The organism is Streptomyces mayteni (assembly GCF_054783955.1).
The window spans coordinates 1-17143 of sequence record NZ_BAAGPR010000093.1; the positions used below are offsets into that span (position 1 = coordinate 1).

General features: G+C 73.3%; 15 protein-coding genes. 8 read left to right on the forward strand and 7 right to left on the reverse strand.

Translation table 11 applies throughout. From position 1 onward, the window contains the following. Positions 1–290 precede the first annotated feature (290 nt). Together ACYVPE_RS30155 and ACYVPE_RS30160 are read left to right on the forward strand one after the other, a co-directional pair. Positions 291–1019 carry an HAD family hydrolase gene (locus tag ACYVPE_RS30155; protein WP_461036919.1) on the forward strand — a complete coding sequence of 243 codons (729 nt, stop codon included), beginning with the start codon at positions 291–293 and terminating at the stop codon, positions 1017–1019. Between the two features lie 7 nt (positions 1020–1026). Beyond that, positions 1027–3444: a glycoside hydrolase family 65 protein gene (locus ACYVPE_RS30160; protein ID WP_461036920.1), complete on the forward strand. Its 2418-nt coding sequence runs from the start codon at positions 1027–1029 to the stop codon at positions 3442–3444. 37 nt (positions 3445–3481) lie between these two features. Here ACYVPE_RS30160 and ACYVPE_RS30165 read toward each other — a convergent pair whose 3' ends face one another. Together ACYVPE_RS30165 and ACYVPE_RS30170 are read right to left on the reverse strand one after the other, a co-directional pair. Beyond that, positions 3482–3952 carry a VOC family protein gene (locus ACYVPE_RS30165; RefSeq protein ID WP_461036921.1) on the reverse strand — a complete coding sequence of 157 codons (471 nt, stop codon included), beginning with the start codon at positions 3950–3952 and terminating at the stop codon, positions 3482–3484. A gap of 83 nt (positions 3953–4035) precedes the next feature. Continuing rightward, a complete protein-coding gene (locus ACYVPE_RS30170) occupies positions 4036–4752 on the reverse strand; it encodes a FadR/GntR family transcriptional regulator (RefSeq protein ID WP_461036922.1) in 717 nt (238 codons plus the stop codon). Positions 4753–4975: 223 nt separating this feature from the next. On the opposite strand from ACYVPE_RS30170, the gene ACYVPE_RS30175 reads away from it, so the two are divergent. From ACYVPE_RS30175 to ACYVPE_RS30190, 4 genes are read left to right on the forward strand one after another with little or no spacing between them, the layout of a single operon-like run. Then, positions 4976–5461 (forward strand): gluconokinase, encoded by a 486-nt coding sequence (locus ACYVPE_RS30175; protein ID WP_461036950.1) that lies wholly within the window; start codon positions 4976–4978, stop codon positions 5459–5461. A gap of 40 nt (positions 5462–5501) precedes the next feature. Next, positions 5502–6911 carry a GntT/GntP/DsdX family permease gene (locus tag ACYVPE_RS30180; RefSeq protein WP_461036923.1) on the forward strand — a complete coding sequence of 470 codons (1410 nt, stop codon included), beginning with the start codon at positions 5502–5504 and terminating at the stop codon, positions 6909–6911. A 10-nt stretch (positions 6912–6921) separates the two neighbouring features. After that, positions 6922–7698 carry an SDR family oxidoreductase gene (locus tag ACYVPE_RS30185; protein ID WP_461036924.1) on the forward strand — a complete coding sequence of 259 codons (777 nt, stop codon included), beginning with the start codon at positions 6922–6924 and terminating at the stop codon, positions 7696–7698. Between the two features lie 17 nt (positions 7699–7715). Beyond that, positions 7716–8741, forward strand: coding sequence for an L-idonate 5-dehydrogenase (locus ACYVPE_RS30190; protein WP_461036925.1), 1026 nt, complete (start codon positions 7716–7718; stop codon positions 8739–8741). Between the two features lie 32 nt (positions 8742–8773). Here the strand turns inward: ACYVPE_RS30190 and ACYVPE_RS30195 are convergent, their stop codons facing one another. Together ACYVPE_RS30195 and ACYVPE_RS30200 are read right to left on the reverse strand one after the other, a co-directional pair. After that, on the reverse strand, positions 8774–9079 hold the full coding sequence (locus ACYVPE_RS30195) for a hypothetical protein (RefSeq protein ID WP_461036926.1): 306 nt from the start codon (positions 9077–9079) through the stop codon (positions 8774–8776). Positions 9080–9636: 557 nt separating this feature from the next. Beyond that, positions 9637–9780: a hypothetical protein gene (locus tag ACYVPE_RS30200; protein WP_461036927.1), complete on the reverse strand. Its 144-nt coding sequence runs from the start codon at positions 9778–9780 to the stop codon at positions 9637–9639. A gap of 224 nt (positions 9781–10004) precedes the next feature. Between ACYVPE_RS30200 and ACYVPE_RS30205 the strand changes: the two genes are divergently transcribed. After that, positions 10005–11582, forward strand: a complete 1578-nt coding sequence (locus ACYVPE_RS30205; protein ID WP_461036928.1) for a substrate-binding domain-containing protein — start codon at positions 10005–10007, stop codon at positions 11580–11582. Here the strand turns inward: ACYVPE_RS30205 and ACYVPE_RS30210 are convergent. Continuing rightward, the gene (locus ACYVPE_RS30210) at positions 11579–12442 is read right to left on the reverse strand and encodes a universal stress protein (protein WP_461036929.1); all 864 of its coding nucleotides are present in this window, start codon (positions 12440–12442) and stop codon (positions 11579–11581) included. The two genes, ACYVPE_RS30205 and ACYVPE_RS30210, sit on opposite strands and share 4 nt — an antisense overlap. A gap of 190 nt (positions 12443–12632) precedes the next feature. Here ACYVPE_RS30210 and ACYVPE_RS30215 point away from each other — a divergent pair, with 190 nt between their 5' ends. Continuing rightward, on the forward strand, positions 12633–14024 hold the full coding sequence (locus tag ACYVPE_RS30215) for an endo-1,4-beta-xylanase (RefSeq protein WP_461036930.1): 1392 nt from the start codon (positions 12633–12635) through the stop codon (positions 14022–14024). Here ACYVPE_RS30215 and ACYVPE_RS30220 read toward each other — a convergent pair. Together ACYVPE_RS30220 and nirB are read right to left on the reverse strand one after the other, a co-directional pair. Continuing rightward, positions 14021–14359, reverse strand: a complete 339-nt coding sequence (locus ACYVPE_RS30220) for a nitrite reductase (NAD(P)H) small subunit (protein WP_461036931.1) — start codon at positions 14357–14359, stop codon at positions 14021–14023. The genes ACYVPE_RS30215 and ACYVPE_RS30220 overlap by 4 nt on opposite strands. After that, complete coding sequence (gene nirB / locus ACYVPE_RS30225) at positions 14356–16953, reverse strand: nitrite reductase large subunit NirB (protein ID WP_461036932.1); 2598 nt, start codon at positions 16951–16953, stop codon at positions 14356–14358. Before nirB ends, ACYVPE_RS30220 begins: the two co-directional genes overlap by 4 nt. Positions 16954–17143 lie beyond the last annotated feature (190 nt).

The window sequence follows — 17143 nt, forward strand, 5'->3', positions numbered from 1 at the left end:
GGGAAACCCCGCGCGGAGCGCCGGGCCGGCGGCGAGGCCGCTCGCCCGGCGCTCCGCGTCGACCTCCGCGCGGAGCGCGGAACAAAGGGCGGGTGGGTGGGGAAACACCACGCGCCGCGCCCCCGCTAGGCGCGGCCGCCCCGTCCCGCGCGGAGCGCGGGGCGCCGCCGTCCGTACCCGGCCCGTCCCGAGGCCGGGCGCGCGCCAGGGCGCCACGGTTGCGGGGTGGCCCCCGCCGGGGTCCCATGGAAGGGCGGTCCTGCGCGAGTCGGGAGGCGGTGGTGGTGGCGATGCCGGAGTTGTGGGCCTGCCGGGCCGTCGTCTTCGATACCGACGGTGTCATCACCGATTCGGCGCGGGCGCACGCCACGTCCTGGAAGGAGGCGTTCGACGCCGTGCCCGGCGTCGATCCGCCGTTCGACCAGGTCGAGGAGTACCGGCGGCACGTCGACGGCAAGTCGCGGCTCGACGGGGCGGCGGCGTTCCTCGAAGCGCGGGGTCTCGAGATCCCGTACGGCGATCCGGACGATCCACCCGGCACCGGCACCGTCTGTGCGATCGCCGCCCGCAAGGACGAGCTGTTCACCCGGGTGCTGGACGAGGAGGGCGTGGACGTCTACCCGGGCACGGTGCGGCTGCTGCTCGCGCTGCACGGGGCGAAGGTCCGCTGCGCGGCGATCTCGTCGTCGCGGCACGCCCGTGACTTGCTGTCGAGGGCCGGAGTGCGGTCGTTGTTGCAGACCGTGGTGGACGGCAACGACGTCGCCAGGCTGGGGCTGCCGGGCAAGCCGGAGCCGGCGCTGTTCCTGGAGGCGGCGCGGCGTCTCGTCGTGCCGGCCGACGACACGGCCGTGGTGGAGGACGCGCTGGCAGGTGTCGAGGCGGGCCGGCGTGGCGGGTTCGGGCTGGTCGTGGGGGTCGACCGGCTGGACACCCCGGACAGCGCGAACGATCTGCGGCAGCACGGCGCCGACCTCGTGGTGGGGGATCTCGGCGAACTGCTCGGCGCGCGGAGGTGAGCCCGCGGTGGCCGACTGGACCTGGGAGTACGAGGGTTACGACCCCCGCGAGGAGCGGCTGCGCGAGGCGCTGTGCACCCTGGGAAACGGCTACTTCGCGACGCGCGGCGCCGCGCCCGAGACCAACGCCGGCGCCGCGCACTACCCGGGCACCTACGCGGCCGGCCTCTACAACCGGCTGCCGACCGTGCTGGCCGGCCGGCTCCTCGAACACGAGGACGTCGTCAACCTGCCCAACTGGCTGCCGCTGCGGTTCCGGATGCACCCCGACGAGGGCCCGGACGGGCACTGGTTCCACCCGGACCGGGACGGCGAGGGGCTGTTGCTCTACCGGCAGGCGCTCGACCTGCGGCGCGGCATCCTGACCCGGTGGATCAGGTTCCGTGACGAGCACGGCCGGCACCTGGGCGTGGAGCAGTCCCGCGTCGTGCACATGGGCGACCCGCATCTCGCCGCGCTGCACACCACGTTCACGGCCGAGGACTGGACGGGGACGGTCGAGGTCGAGTCGGCGATCGACGGCATGGTGGGCAACACGGGCGTGTCCCGCTACCGCGACCTGGCCAGCCACCACCTCACCCGGATGGGCACCGGGATCGCGGGGCCCGCCGAGCCGGGCGTCGTCTGGCTGCGCTGCCGCACCACCTCGTCCGACGTGCGGGTGGTGATGGCGGCCAGGACCAGGGCCGATCCGGACGGCGCGCCGGAGAACGTGCGCAACCGGCAGTCCGACTTCCGGATCGCCCAGCGGCTGACGCTGCCGGCCGAGCCGGGGCGGGCGGCGAGCGTCGAGAAGGTGGTGGCGCTCTACACCTCGCGGGACGCGGCGATCAGCGGGCCGATGGAGTCGGCGCTCACCGCGGTGCGGTCGGCGCCGGACTTCGCGACGCTGCTCGACTCGCATCTGGTGGCCTGGGAACGGCTGTGGCGGCAGGCGGAGTTGGAGGTGCCGGGGGAGTCAGGGCACATCCTGCGGCTGCACGCGTTCCACCTGCTCCAGACGCTGTCGCCGCCGCACAGCGCCGAGTTGGACGTGGGCGTGCCGGCGCGTGGGCTGCACGGCGAGGCGTACCGGGGGCACGTCTTCTGGGACGAGCTGTTCGTGCTGCCCTATCTGAACCTGCACTTCCCCGAGTTGTCGAAGGCGCTGCTGACCTACCGGTACCGGCGGTTGCCGGCGGCGGTCAGGTCGGCGCGGGAGTTGGGGCGGGAGGGCGCCTGTTACCCGTGGCAGTCCGGCAGCGACGGGCGGGAGGAGACGCCCGAGGTGCACCTCAACCCGCGCTCCGGGCGCTGGCTGCCGGACAACTCGCGGCTCCAGCACCACGCGGGATCGGCCGTCGCCTACAACGTGTGGCGGTACGCGCAGGCCACCGGCGACACCGAGTTCGCGCACACCAGGGGCGCCGAGATCCTGTTGCAGGTGGCCAGGTTCTGGTCGTCGACGGCCGAGTACGACGGGACGCTCGGCCGCTACCGGATCCGGCGGGTGCTGGGGCCCGACGAGTACCACGACGGCTATCCGGGCGCGTCGGGGCCGGGGCTCGACGACAACGCGTACACCAACGTCACGGCGGCGTGGGTGCTGGCGCGCGCCCTCGACCTGGCGCGGATGCTGCCGGCGTCGCGGCGGTTGGAGCTGTTCGAGCGGATCGAGCTGCGGGGCGGCGACCTGGACCGTTGGGAGGAGGTGTCGCGGCGGCTCCACGTCCCGTTCCACGAGGGCGTGGTGAGCCAGTTCGCGGGCTACGGCGAGCTGGCCGAGCTGGACTGGGCGGGCTACCGGGAGCGGTACGGCGACATCCGGCGGCTCGACCGGATCCTGGAGGCGGAGGACGACACCGTCAACCGCTACCGGGCGTCCAAGCAGGCCGACGTGCTGATGCTCGGCTACCTCTTCGCGCCCCACGAACTGCGGGCGATCTTCGGCCGGTTGGGCTACGAGTTGACGGACGAGAGTTGGCGGCGGACCGTCGACCACTATCTGGCGCGGACCAGCCACGGTTCGACGCTCAGCGGCGTCGTCCACGCGTGGGTGCTGGCCAGGGCCAGGCACGGCGAGGCGTGGACGCACCTGCGCGAGGCGCTGGCCAGCGACGTGTCCGACCTACAGGGCGGGACGACCGCGGAGGGCATCCATCTCGGCGCCATGGCCGGCACGTTGGACCTGGTCCAGCGCGGCCTCACCGGCCTGGAGACCCGCGCCGACGCGCTGTCGCTCGACCCGGCGCCGCTGCCCGAGCTGTCGGAGTTCGGGCTGCGGGTGCGGTACCGGGGCGTCGAGGTGCGGATCCGGATGAAGCCGGGCCAGGTGTGGATCGGGGTGCCGCCGTGGGAGGAGAACGGCGTCCGGGTGGTGCTGCCGCCCGACGTCCGCGTGGAGATCGCACCGGGCGAGGAGCGGCTGCTGCCGCTCGCGACGTAGGCCGCGCGTGTCGCGTGGCCCGGCGGCCGCGTGTCCTTCACGTCTTGCGGGCGAAGTGGCCGTGCAGCATCCCGGTGGCCTGGCCGACCTCGATGAGGTAGCCGTCGGGGTCGCGCAGGTAGCAGCGGAGCTCGGCCTCCCGGTCGAGGGGCGGGGTCAGGAACTCGGCGCCCTTGGCCGTCCACTCCCCGTAGGCGGCGTGGATGTCGGCCACCCGGAGGTTCATGAAGCTGGAGACGGTCGCTGCGCCGTCCGGAGGGCGCAGCGTCACGCCCGGCTTGTCGGGGGTGGGGCCGCCGCCGGGGTTCATGATGATCCAGCTGTTGGCGAGTCTGATGGTGCAGGGGTTCTCCTCCAGCACCACCTCGCCGCCCAGCACCTCGCTGTAGAACCGCCGCGACCGTGCCACGTCGCTCACGGTGAGGAAGAGGGTCACCGCCATGCCCTCGCTCGGGGCGGGGAAGGCGTTGTCCCCGGCGGTGTCCCCGGTGGTGGGCTGCTTGGACATGGCGTGCTCCTTCGCTCTCGGGCCCCCGGCCCTTCGAGCGTAGGCACGACCCGCAGGACCGGCATCCGCAGCACCCAGGGGCCCTACCCGTCGGTGGGGCCCGGCGCCAGGACGTCCAGTTCGCGGAGCGCGCCCTCGGTGATCTCCCTGGTCAGCAGCTCGGCACGCGCCGGGTCCCGGGCCCTGATGGCCTCGGCGACCTGGACGTGCAGGGTGACGGCGGCCGGGTCGGGGTCGTCGAACATCACCTGGTGCCGGGTGCGGGCCGAGAGCACCTCGCTCACCACGTCCCCGAGCCGCGCGAACATCTCGTTGCCCGAGGCCCGCAGCACCGCGCGGTGGAACGCGATGTCGTGCACCAGGTAGGCGTCGAGCTGGTGGCCGCGCGAGTGGGCGACCATCTCGATCACGTGCCTGGTGATCTCGGCGCACTCCTCGGAACTCGCGTTGCTCGCGGCCAGCCCGGCGGCCGCCGGCTCGATGGCCGACCGCAGCGTGGTCAGCGACCGCAGCTGGCGCGGCCGGTCGGCGCCCGCCATCCGCCACCTGATGACCTGCGGGTCGAAGACGTTCCACTCCACCACCGGCAGCACCGTCACGCCGACCCGGCGGCGGGACTCGACCAGGTGCATGGACTCCAGGACCCGGACCACCTCGCGGACCACGGTGCGGGAGACCCCGAAGCGCTCCTCCAACTCGCCGGTGCGGAGCACGCTGCCCGGCGGGTAGTCGCCGGCGGTGATGGCCGGGCCGAGGATCGCGAGGAGCTTGGTGTGGAGCCCCTGGTGGCCTCTGTCCATGTGGTTCTCGCGCTCCCCTGACCTGGTCGGACCGCCGTCGCGGCCGCGGCCAGCCCAGCTTACGGGCCGGGTGGGAACCCCCTGGTCCCGGTTCGTCTCTCGTATGACGTTTGGATCACAGGATCTTGAATAAGTCATACATATGGGGTTGAGTGTCGGCACCATCCAGGTCGAAGGAGACAGTGTGGTGCAACACTCGCAGGGCGCCCCCGTCGTCGTGGTGATGGGCGTGGCCGGTTCCGGCAAGACCACCGTGGGGCCGCTGCTCGCCGCCCGCCTCGGTGTCACCTATGCCGAGGCCGACGACTTCCACCCGCCGGCGAACATCGCCAAGATGTCGGCCGGCGTCCCCCTGGACGACGACGACCGCGCGCCCTGGCTCGACGCCATAGGGGCCTGGGCCCACGACCACGCCGCCGAGGGCGGCGTCGTCAGCTGCTCGGCCCTCAAGCGGTCCTACCGGGACCGGCTACGGGCGGCGGCGCCCGGGCTGTTCTTCGTGCACCTCAGCGGCGACCGCGCACTCATCGGCGACCGGATGGCGGCCCGCGCCGGCCACTTCATGCCCACCGCGCTCCTCGACTCGCAGTTCGCCGCGCTCCAGCCGCTGGCGGACGACGAGGCCGGGGTCGCGGTCGACATCGCGGGCGGCCCCGAGGACATCGTCGAGCGCGCCCTCGACGCCGTGCCGCGAGCCGACCGCTCCTGACCAACCACCCTTCCCCCCACACCGTTTCGCGAGGTTCACCATGACGCATCTCAGTGTTGAGGTGCTGGCGGCGGCCGGTCCGGCGCCGGCCGCCGACCCGATCACGTCCGCCGGCCACGGCCAGCTCGCCCTGGCCGTGCTGCTCGGCATAGCCGTGCTGGTGCTGCTGATCACCCGGTTCAAGCTGCACGCCTTCCTCTCCCTCACCATCGGCACCCTGGTGCTCGGCGCGGTCGCCGGCGCCCCGCTCGACAAGGTGATCAGCAGCTTCAGCTCCGGGCTCGGCTCCACCGTCGCGGGCGTCGGCGTGCTCATCGCGCTCGGCGCCATCCTCGGCAAGCTGCTCGCCGACTCAGGCGGCGCCGACCAGATCGTCGACACCATCCTGGCCAGGGCGTCCAACCGCACCATGCCGTGGGCGATGGTGCTGATCGCCGGCATCATCGGGCTCCCGCTCTTCTTCGAGGTCGGCATCGTGCTGCTGATCCCGGTGGTGCTGCTGGTCGCCAAGCGCGGCGGCTACTCCCTGATGCGGATCGGCATCCCGGCCCTGGCCGGCCTCTCCGTGATGCACGGCCTGGTGCCCCCGCACCCGGGGCCGCTGGCCGCCATCGACTCCGTCGACGCCAACCTCGGCGTCACCCTCGCCCTCGGCGTGCTGATCGCCGTGCCCACCGCGATCATCGCCGGGCCGGTCTTCGCCCGCTACGCCGACCGCTGGGTCGACGTCACCCCGCCCGCCGGGCTGATACCCGAGCGCCCCTCGGAACAGCTGGACCGCAGGCCGGGCTTCGGCGTCACCGTGGCCACCGTGCTGCTGCCCGTGGTGCTGATGCTGATCAAGGCGCTCGTCGACATCGTGATCGACGACCAGGAGAACACCGTGCAGCGGGTCGCGGACATCGTCGGCAACCCGATGATGGCGCTGCTCGCCGCCGTGCTGGTCGGCCTGTTCACCCTCGGCGGGGCCGCCGGCTTCGCCCGCGACCGGCTCGCGACCACCGTGGAGAGCTCGCTCGTCCCGATCGCCGGCATGCTGCTGATCGTCGGCGCGGGCGGCGGCTTCAAGCAGACCCTGATCGACTCGGGCGTCGGCCGGATGATCCTGGAGATCTCCGAGGACTGGAACATCTCGGCGCTGCTGCTCGGCTGGCTGATCGCCGTCGGCATCCGGCTGGCCACCGGCTCGGCCACCGTCGCGACGATCTCCGCGGCCGGCCTCGTCGCCCCGCTCGCCGCCGACATGTCGACCTCCCACGTGGCGCTGCTGGTGCTCGCCATCGGCGCCGGCTCGCTCTTCCTCAGCCACGTCAACGACGCCGGGTTCTGGCTGGTGAAGGAGTACTTCGGGATGAGCGTCGGCCAGACGCTCCGCACCTGGTCGGTGATGGAGTGCGTGATCTCCGTCGTCTCGCTCGTGTTCATCCTGCTCCTCTCCCTGATCGTCTAGGCGGCCCCCGATGTCCCGACCAGATCCGCTCTTCGACATCGCCGGCCGGATCGCCCTGGTGACCGGGTCCAGCCGCGGCATCGGCCACGCGCTGGCCGGCGGCCTGGCCGCCGCCGGCTGCGTGGTGGTGCTCAACGGCCGCGACGAACGGCGGCTCGCCGAGGCCGCGGCCGAGATCGCCGACGCCACCGGCACCGCCGTGCACACCGCCGCCTTCGACGTGACGGACGGCCCGGCCGTCGCCGCCGGCGTCGCCGAGATCGAGGAACGCGTCGGCCCGCTCGACATCCTGGTCAACAACGCCGGGATGCAACACCGCGCGCCACTCCTCGACTTCACCGACGCCGACTGGCACCGGATCGTCGACACCAACCTGACCAGCGCCTTCCTGGTCGGCCGCGAGACGGCCCGGCGGATGACGGCGCGCGGCCACGGAAAGATCGTCAACATCTGCTCGTTGCAGAGCGAGGTGGTGCGCCCCGGCATCGCGCCGTACGCGGCCACCAAGGGCGCCCTGAAGATGCTGACCAAGGGCATGTGCGCCGACTGGGGGCCGCACGGCGTCCAGGTCAACGGCCTCGGCCCCGGCTACATCGAGACCGAGCTGACCAGGCCGCTCGTCGACGACGCCGAGTTCAGCGCGTGGGTGCGCGGCCGTACCCCGGCCGGCCGGTGGGGCCGCGTCGAGGACCTGGTGGGCGCGCTGCGCTACCTGGTCTCGCCGGCCGCCGACTTCGTGGGCGGCCAGGTGCTGTACGTCGACGGCGGCATGTCGAGCGTGCTGTGAGCGAGGAGGCGCGGACGATGCTGAGCTGTGTGATCCACGGGGCAGGCGACCTGCGGGTCGAGGAGCGGCCAGAGCCCGAGCCCGGCCCTGGGCAGGCGCTGGTCGCCATCAGGTACGGCGGGGTGTGCGGCTCCGACCTGCACTACCACCGGCACGGCGGGGTCGGCGACTTCCGGCTGCGGGAGCCGCTGGTGCCGGGCCACGAGGTGGTCGGCACCGTCGTCGGCTACGGGCCGGACGCCGAGGGCCCGCCGCCCGGCACGCCGGTCGCCGTGCACCCGGCGACCCCCTGCGGCCGCTGCCCCGAGTGCGTCGCGGGCCGGGCCAACATCTGCCGCGACACCCGCTACCTGGGCAGCGCGGCGCGGATGCCGCACGTCCAGGGCGGCTTCGCGGCCCGGATCGCGGTGCCCGCCGACCAGTTGCGGGCGCTGCCCGCCGGGCTCGACCCCCGGCTCGCCGCCCTGGCCGAGCCGCTGTCCGTCGCCCTGCACGCGGTGCGCCGGGCCGGCGAGGTGGCCGGCCGGCACGTGCTGGTCACCGGCGCCGGGCCGATCGGCCTCCTGGTCGCGGCCGACGCCGGGGCGGCGGGCGCCGCCTCGGTGACCGTCACCGACCTGCTGCTGCGCGCCCTGGAGTTCGCGCGGGCGGCCGGCGCCACGGCGACCGTCCTGGCCGACGACCCGGCCGACCCCGGCTGGCCGGCGCGGGTGGACGTGGCGATCGAGGCGTCCGGCACCGCGCCTGGGCTCGCCGACTGCCTCGCCCGGGTGGCGCGCGGCGGCGTCGTGGTCCAACTCGGCCTGCTGCCGCCCGGCGAGACGCCGTTCGCCGGCAACGCGCTGGTCACCCGCGAGATCGACCTGCGCGGCGCGTTCCGCTTCGCGCCCGAACTCGACGCGGCGCTGCGGCTGCTCGCGGCGCGCCCCGGGCTCGCGGAGCTGATCAGCGCGGTGCGGCCGGTGCGGGAGGCGGCGGCCGCCTTCGCCCTGGCCGCCGACCGGTCGACGTCCTGCAAGGTGCTGCTCGACTTCGGCGACTGAGTACGGAGCACCGACCGGCCCGTCGTGGAGATTCAGCCGGCGTCCGACAGCTCCTCGTGGAGCCCGGCGAGCGCCGTGTGGTCGTCCTCGGTGCCGGTGTGCGGCGCGGCGAACCAGCGGGCGTACTCGGCGATCTCGGAGAGCCGCCAGTCCAGCGCGAACAGCTCGACCATCGCCGGGTCGGGGGCCGGGGCCAGCTCCGGTCCCGCGGCCGTGCCGAGCAGGCTCGCGTCGTCGCGCTCGCGCGGCGCGAGCATCAGCGACTCCCAGTCGACCAGCCGCAGCCCGTCGGCGCCGAGCAGCTGGTTGGCGTGGTGCGGCTCGCCGTGGGTCGGCACCCACGACGCCTGGCGGGCGCGCGCGAGGTCCGCGAGCGCCAGACAGCGGGCGGTCCAGCGCCCGATCGCGTCGTGCCGGGCGGCGAGCGCGCCCCGCGCCTCCCCCGCCAGGGGCCCCGACGCCCAGGGTGTCGCGGTCTCGGCTCGCAGCCGCTCGGGGAAGTCGCGGCCGACCCGCGGCGTCCAGCGCGGCAGGCCGTCCGGCGGCGCGGCGCGCCCGCCAATGGTAGGCGCCGAACCGTTCCTGAAGACTGAGCAGGGGTGAGCCTGTTCCGCCGCGCGCCCCGAACGGTCTTGGGCGCACTGGTCCCCGGCGTTCTCAACCCCAGGGCGGCGACACGGATCCCGTCCGTGGTCCGACCCCGGGAGGCCAGTTCCCTCCGCGACCTGGCCATATAGGTACGGCCAGAGGCGACGGGGAGGCCCCGAACCATCTCTCCGGTGGAGAGGGGGCCCCGCACGCTGGCGCCGTACCCGGCGTCCCAGATCGCACGATCACCGTAACCCGAACAGCCCAGCACACCGCAAGCCCACAAGCCGCCCCTCACACGATCGAGCTAACTCAACCTCCAACAGACTCCCCTGCGAGCAGCTATCAGCCCCCAGGGCAGGTGCTCGACCTCGGTGACCTCGGGCAGCCAGTGCGCGGCGACCGCGCGGGCGACGGCGGCGTCGTCGATGAAGGAGGGGCGGGAGAACACGAGGCCCGATGGTAGGCAGCGCGCGGCCCGCCGTCACCGGGGTTTCCGCCGGAGGGCGGCCTGCCGGGCGGTGGTGAACACCACCGGCGGGCTCCCTCAACGCCGGCGGACGCAGCAGTGAACGCTTGACGAACCTTCGCGCCGGGGGCGCGCGACCCCGCACCGGGCGACCGTAGGGTCACCTCACGCAGTCGCCACGTTTGTCCGCTTGGGGGGAAGCGATCGTGGATCCGCTGGATGTGTTGGGGCTCGTCACGGCCGTCCTCGGCATCGTCGTGCCGGTCGGCGCGGCGCTCTACGAGTTCGTCCTCTTCGGCCGCAAACGGCTCGGCTACCGCGTCCAGATGGACACCCCGGTCACCGACGAGCTGCACTCAGAGCTGGCCGGCCCGCTCCAGCAGTTGAAGATCGACGACCGGGACCTCGACCAGCCGTCCGTCGTCCTGATGCGCATCGAGAACGCCGGCTCGGCCGCCATCCAGTCCGGTGACTACGCCTCGCTTCCCGACGACCCGATCGGACTGCGCGTCACCTTCCCGGAACGCCGGGTCTGCGGCGTGGGGGTGACCGAGTTCCACGACGAGGACGATCACCTGCGCCACTGTTTCGGCCCTGACTCGGGGCTCGGCATCGGGGACGGCGTCATCAACCTCCCGAAGGCGCCGCTCAACCGGGGTGACCACTACAAGGTGCTGGTGGTGCTGGAACGGGCGCCCGACGCCCCTCAGCGGGACGAGCCGCCCGCACCCCGCGTCGAGGGCGGCATCATAGGCGGCGTCCGCCGCCGCGACGACGAGGGCCACGTCCAGCAGACGGAGAGCAACACCACCGGCCTCTCCCGGCGTTGGACCATCGCGCTCTTCGTCTTCGTCTTCCTGGTCTCCGTCTCCCAACTCGGCCTGGCGCTGAGCGAGGACGAGACGGCGCCACCGCTCGACTGCGCGTCGGGCGAGCTGACGCTCGTCGGCTCCACCGCCTTCGAGCCCGTCCTGACCGAGGCCGCCGAGTCCTATGTGGCCCACTGCTCGCGCGGCGAGACGACGGTGACCATCGACGTCGAGACCGAGGGCAGCAGGGAGGGCTGGGACCGGCTCGACGACGCCGAGAGCACCGACATGCTGGCGTTCTCCGACGGGCCCAAGACGGACGGGTACGCGAACCTGATACCCAGGCCCGTCGCCCTGATCCTCTTCACGCTCATCGCCGACCCGGACGTGGCCGTCGAAGACCTCTCGCTCGACCAGGTCCGGCGGATCTGGGGCGGGGAGATCGACACCTGGGACAACAACCGGCTGAACGGCGCACCGCTCCCGATCCGCACCGTCAGCCGGGAGAGGAACTCCGGCACCCAGCAGGCGTTCGAGGAGCGCGTCCTCGGCCAATGGGAGCCGGGGGAGAGCTCGACCGACTGCCTGGACGACGACGCCGACTTCGGCCGGATCAACTGCCAGGTGCGCTCCACCGGCGCCATGGTGGACACGGTGGCCCGCGTCGAGGGTGCCATCGGCTATGCCGAGTTGGGGGCCGCCGAGGCCCGCGCGGACGACGTGAAGCCCATCGCCATCGACGGCCACCACGCCGACCTCGACGCGGCCGACGCGGGCGCCTACCCCTTCTGGGCGACCGAGTACGCCTACTCCTACGGGGAGCTGACGCCCGACTCGCTGCCCGCGAGCTTCCTGCGCTTCCTGACCGAGCAGATCGGCGAGGACATCGTCCGCGGTCACGGCCACCGCCCCTGCGACGACATGGCCAACGAGGTCCTGTGCCAGCCCACCCAGACCACGGCCACGGGGGACTAGCCGTAGGGGACGACCGCCACCGGGCAGCTCGCGTGGTGCAGCGCCGCGTGGGCCACCGGGCCGATCCGCAGGCTGAGATGCGGGCGGTGCACGCGGCGGCCGACGACGACCAGGGCGGCCCGGAACGACGTCGCGGCAAGCAGCTCCTCCGCGGCGTTGCCGAAGCGCAGGTGCTCGGTGACCCGCACCCGCGGATACCGCTCCCGCCACGGGTCGAGCGTCTCGGAGAGCAGCCGCGCCTGCTGGTCCTCCACCGGCTGGTGGCCGCGGCGCTGGAGCAGGTCGGGGATGTCCCTGCCGAACGTCGAGGGCGCGCCCCACACGTGCACCGCCCGCACGCCGGCGCCCCTTCCGGCGGCCGTGGTGAAGGCGGCGTCGAGCAGCGGCTCCGAGCCGGGCCCGAGGTCGCTGAGCCCGACGACGACCTCGTCGCCCTCCATGGTTCTGCGGGCCTCGATGGACCGCACCGAGACGACCGGGCAGGCGGCGTGCGCGATGACGGGCTGGCCGACCGAGCCGAGCAGGAAGCCGACGACCGTGCCGTGGCCCCGGGAGCCGAGGACCAGCAGCTCGGCGTCCTCCGACTCGCCGACCAGCCCTGACGCGGCGGTGTCGGGGACCAGCCGGGTGGTGACCGTCAGCTCGGGATGGCCGGACCGCACCTCCGCCTCGGCCCCCTCGATCAGCCGCCGTGCCACGCCCTCGTCCGGGGGCGTCGGCATGAACAGCGCCTCCTCCATCCAGGCGTGCGTGAGCCGCAGCGGCAGCTCGCGTCTGGTCGCCTCGCGGGCGGCCCACTCCAGGGCGGCCTGGCTCTCCGTGCTGCCGTCGACGCCAACCGTGATCGGAGGACGATCCATGTTCCTTCCTCGGGCCGCGCTCTCTCCTTCCACTCTCCCGCCGATCCGGGCCACCGGCGACTCGGGGACCCACCCGCCACGGAGAGCCGCCACCCGAGGAGGCACCCGCCGCCATTGACATGGCCGCGACGGGCGCCTAGAAAAGGGGGACGTCAGCCTGGCGGGGGCTCGACCGAGAGGGACGCCCTCGATGTTCTTCCATCCGGGCCGCACACCGCGCGGTGCCGTCGTCGCCGCGCTGGCCGCCGTCGCGCTGCTCACCCCGACCGGCCACGCCGGCGCCGCCGACTCCCGGGCCGCCGCCCCACCGCTGCGTGAACTCGCCGCCGAGAGCGGGCGGTTCCTCGGGCTCGGGGTCAACGGCCCGCTGCTCGACCAGGCGAACTACACCGCCATCGCCGGCACCGAGTTCAGCAGCCTCACCCCGGGCAACGAGATGAAGTGGGGCTCCGTCGAGCCCACCCGCGGCAGCTACGACTGGGCCGGCGCCGACCGGATCGTGGACTACGCCGAGGCCCACGACCAGGAGGTGCACGGCCACACCCTCGTCTGGCACAGCCAGTTGCCGAACTGGGTGGCCAACGGCACTTTCGCGGACGGCGAGTTGCGGCAGGTCATGACCGACCACATCGCCACCGAGGTCGGCCGCTACGCCGGCCGGATCGCCCGCTGGGACGTGGTCAACGAGCCGCTCGACGAGGACGGCACCCTGCGCGACACCGTCTTCCTGCGCGAGATCGGCCCCGACTACATCGCCGACGCGCTGCGCGCCGCCCGCGCCGCCGACCCGGACGCCAGGCTCTACATCAACGACTACAACACCGACGGCCTGGGCGCGAAGAGCGACGGCATGTACGAGCTCGTCACGTCGCTGCTCGACGCGGGCGTGCCGCTGGACGGCGTCGGCTTCCAGGCCCACCTGATCCTCGGCCAGGTGCCGGCGAGCATGGCGCAGAACCTCGGGCGGTTCGCCGACCTGGGCCTCGAGGTGGCCGTGACCGAGCTCGACGTGCGGATGCCACTGCCGTCCGACGCCGCCAAGCTCCAGCGCCAGGCGGACGACTACGGCGCGGTGGTGGGCGCCTGCATGGCGGTCGACGGGTGCGTCGGTGTCACCGTCTGGGGCTTCACCGACGCCGACTCCTGGATCCCGCCGACCTTCCCAGGCCAGGGCGCGGCCCTGCCGTGGGACGAGAACTACCAACCCAAGCCCGCCTACCACGCCATCGTGGAGGCGCTGGGCGGCGATCCCGCGCCCGATCCCGAGCCTGGCTCGTGCGTCGCGGACTACCGCGTCACCAACCGCTGGAACGCCGGCTCGACGGTCGACGTCCGGGTCACCACCGGCCAGCCGATCGCCGGCTGGACCGTGACCTTCCTCCTGCCGGCCGGTGAGTCGGTGGTCAGCTCCTGGAACACCTCGCTGACCCAGAGCGGGACGACGGTCACCGCCCGCAACGCCTCCTGGAACGGCACGGTGGGCGCCGGCTCCACGCTGAGCTTCGGCTTCCAGACGAACAGCGGCGCCGTCCACGCCACGCCGGCGCTGAACCTCAACGGCACCGGCTGCACCACCGCCTAACGGCTGCGGGTGGCGTAGACCGGCACGGTCCTGGCCGGGTCCGGGTCGTCGATGCACTGCCCGGTCGCCAGGTCGAACCGCTGCTTGAGCAGCGGCGACGCCACGAAGGGCCGGCCCGAGCCGCCCCGCGAGCCGAGCAGGCCCCGGGAGAGCACGTAGGCGCCGCTGAACGGGTCGCGGTTGCCGATGGCGTAGGTGTCGCCGCGCCGGTCGAGGAAGACCGCCGCCTGCTGCCCGTCGGGCAGCAGCACCGCCACGCCACGCCCCGGGGTCAGCTCGGCGAGCCCGCAGACCGGCACCCAGCCGCCGTCCGCCGCCTGGATCTCCACCTTCACTTCGACGCGCTCCCTTCGAGCGTACGGATCGGCAGGGTCGGCCCGGCCAGCAGTGTCAGGTCCGGCTTGTGCTGCTCGCGCTCGGGCACGAAGGCCACGGCCGGGTCGGGCGCGCCCGGCGCGTTGACGAAGGAGACGAAGCGCCGCAGCTTCTCCGGGTCGTTGATCGTCTCCGCCCACTCGTCGCGGTAGTTCGCGACGTGCGCGGCCATCATGGCCTCCAACTCGTCGCAGATGCCGAGCGAGTCGTGGACGACGACGTCCCGCACGTGGTCGAGGCCGCCCTCGACGCGCTCCAGCCAGGTGGAGGTGCGCTCCAACCGGTCGGCGGTGCGGATGTAGAACATCAGGAACCGGTCGATGAGGCGCACCAGTTCGGCGTCCGAGAGGTCCTGGGCCAGCAGGTCGGCGTGGCGCGGCGTCGCGCCGCCGTTGCCGCCGACGTAGAGGTTCCAGCCGTTGGCGGTGGCGATGACGCCGAAGTCCTTGCCCATCGCCTCGGCGCACTCGCGGGCGCAGCCGGAGACCGCCGACTTCAGCTTGTGCGGCGACCGCAGGCCGCGGTAGCGCAGCTCGAGGTCGACCGCCATCCGCACGCTGTCCTGCACGCCGTAGCGGCACCAGGTGGAGCCCACGCAGGACTTCACGGTGCGCAGCGCCTTCCCGTAGGCGTGCCCGGACTCGAAGCCGGCCTCCACCAACCGGGCCCAGATCATCGGCAGTTGGTCGACGCGGGCGCCGAACATGTCGATCCGCTGGGCGCCGGTGATCTTGGTGTAGAGGCCGAAGTCCCGTGCCACCTCGCCGATCACGATCAGCTTCTCGGGCGAGATCTCGCCGCCCGGCACCCGCGGCACGATCGAGTACGACCCGTTCCGCTGCATGTTGGCGAGGAAGTGGTCGTTGGTGTCCTGGAGCGCGGCCTGCCCGCCGTCCAGCACATAGCCGTTGGCGCCGATGGTGGGTGCCAGCGAGGCGATGATGGAGCCCACCGCCGGCTTGCAGATCTCGCAGCCCTCGCCGCCGCGCGCCTCCGCCCGGCCGTGCCCGTCGAGCAGCTCCTGGAAGGCGGTGATCCGCAACGTGCGGACGATCTCGTACAGCTCCTGGCGGGTGTGCGCGAAGCAGCCGCACAGGCCGGTGTCCACGGCGACGCCGTTCGCCGCCAGCTCGTCGTTGACCAGCTGGCCCAGCACCCGCAGGCAACTCCCGCAGTCGGTACCGGCCTTGGTGCACTTCTTCACCTCGGGCACGCTCGACGCGCCACCCTCGGAGACCGCGGCCCTGATGGTGCCCTTGCTCACGTTGTTGCAGTTGCAGATCACCGCCTCGTCGGGCAGCGCCGAGGGGCCGAGCGCGGTGGCCGGTGCGAGCCCGGCCGGCAGCACCAGCTGTTCGGGCGGGGCCGGCGGCACCGAGCCGGTCATCGGCCGCAGCAGCCCGTAGGACTCCACGTCGCCGACCAGCACGCCGCCGAGCAGCGCGCCGTCCCTGCCGACCACCAGCTTCTTGTAGACGCCGGCCCTGGCGTCGGAGTACACGACGTCGAGGCAGCCGTCCGCCGTGCCGTGCGCGTCGCCGAACGAGGCCACGTCGACGCCGAGCAGCTTGAGTTTGGTCGAGGTGTCGGCCGAGCGGAACGCGGCGGCGCACTCCTCGCCGGCTGCGATGGCCTCGGCGGCGGTCGCGGCCATCTCGTAGCCGGGCGCGACCAGGCCGTAGACCATCCCGTCGACCGTCCTCGCGCACTCGCCGATCGCGTAGACGGCGGGGTCGGTCACGGTGCGGCAGCGTTCGTCGACCGCCACGCCGCCGCGCTCGCCGACCGCCAGGCCGGCGCCGCCGGCCAGCGCGTCCCGCGGCCGCACCCCGGCCGAGAACACCACCAGGTCGGCCGCGACGCTGGTGCCGTCGGACAGCGCCATGCCGGTCACCGCGCCCGACGCGTCCGTGGTGATCTCCTGCCCGGCCACGCCGGTGTGGACGGTCACCCCGAGCTCCTCGACGGCGCGCCGCAGCGCGCGGCCGCCGCCCTCGTCCACCTGGATCGCCATCAGCCGGCCGTTGAACTCGACGACGTGGGTGTCGAGCCCGAGCCCGCGCAGCGCGCCGGCGGCCTCCAGGCCGAGTAGCCCGCCACCCACCACGACGCCGGTGCGGGCGCCGGCCCCGGCGTGCGCGGTGATGGCCGCCACGTCCTCGACGGTGCGGTACACGAAGCAGCCGGTGGCGTCCCGTCCCGGGACCGGGGGCACGAAGGGGTACGAGCCGGTGGCCAGCACGAGGGTGTCGTACCGGACGACGCGGCCGGCGGCGGTGGTCACGGTCCGCGCCTCGCGGTCGACGCCGGTGACGGGGTCGCCGAGGTGGGTCTCGATGCCGTGTCGTTCCAGGAACCCCTCGGGCACCATGGAGAGTTCGTCGGGCGTGGTGCCGGTGAAGCAGGACGTGAGGTGGACCCGGTCGTATGCGGGACGCGGCTCCTCGCCCAGCACCACGATGCGGGCACGGTCGGGCACACCGCGGTCGACCAGCTCCTCCAGGAAGCGCTGGCCCACCATGCCGTGGCCGATCAGGACGATGGTCTGGGTCATCACGAGTCCGAGCGTGCGACGGGGCTGTTACCCGACGACATCACGGCCGTTTCCCGGCGGCAACGCTGCCCTCAGCGGGGGCGGGGGAGGCGTGTGAGGGGAGCGGACCCCCGACTTCGCCCCGTGCTTCGCGCCGGCGCGCTTAACACGCCCGCAGCAAAGGCTTATCCGGTGCTTAACGTCCTGTGTG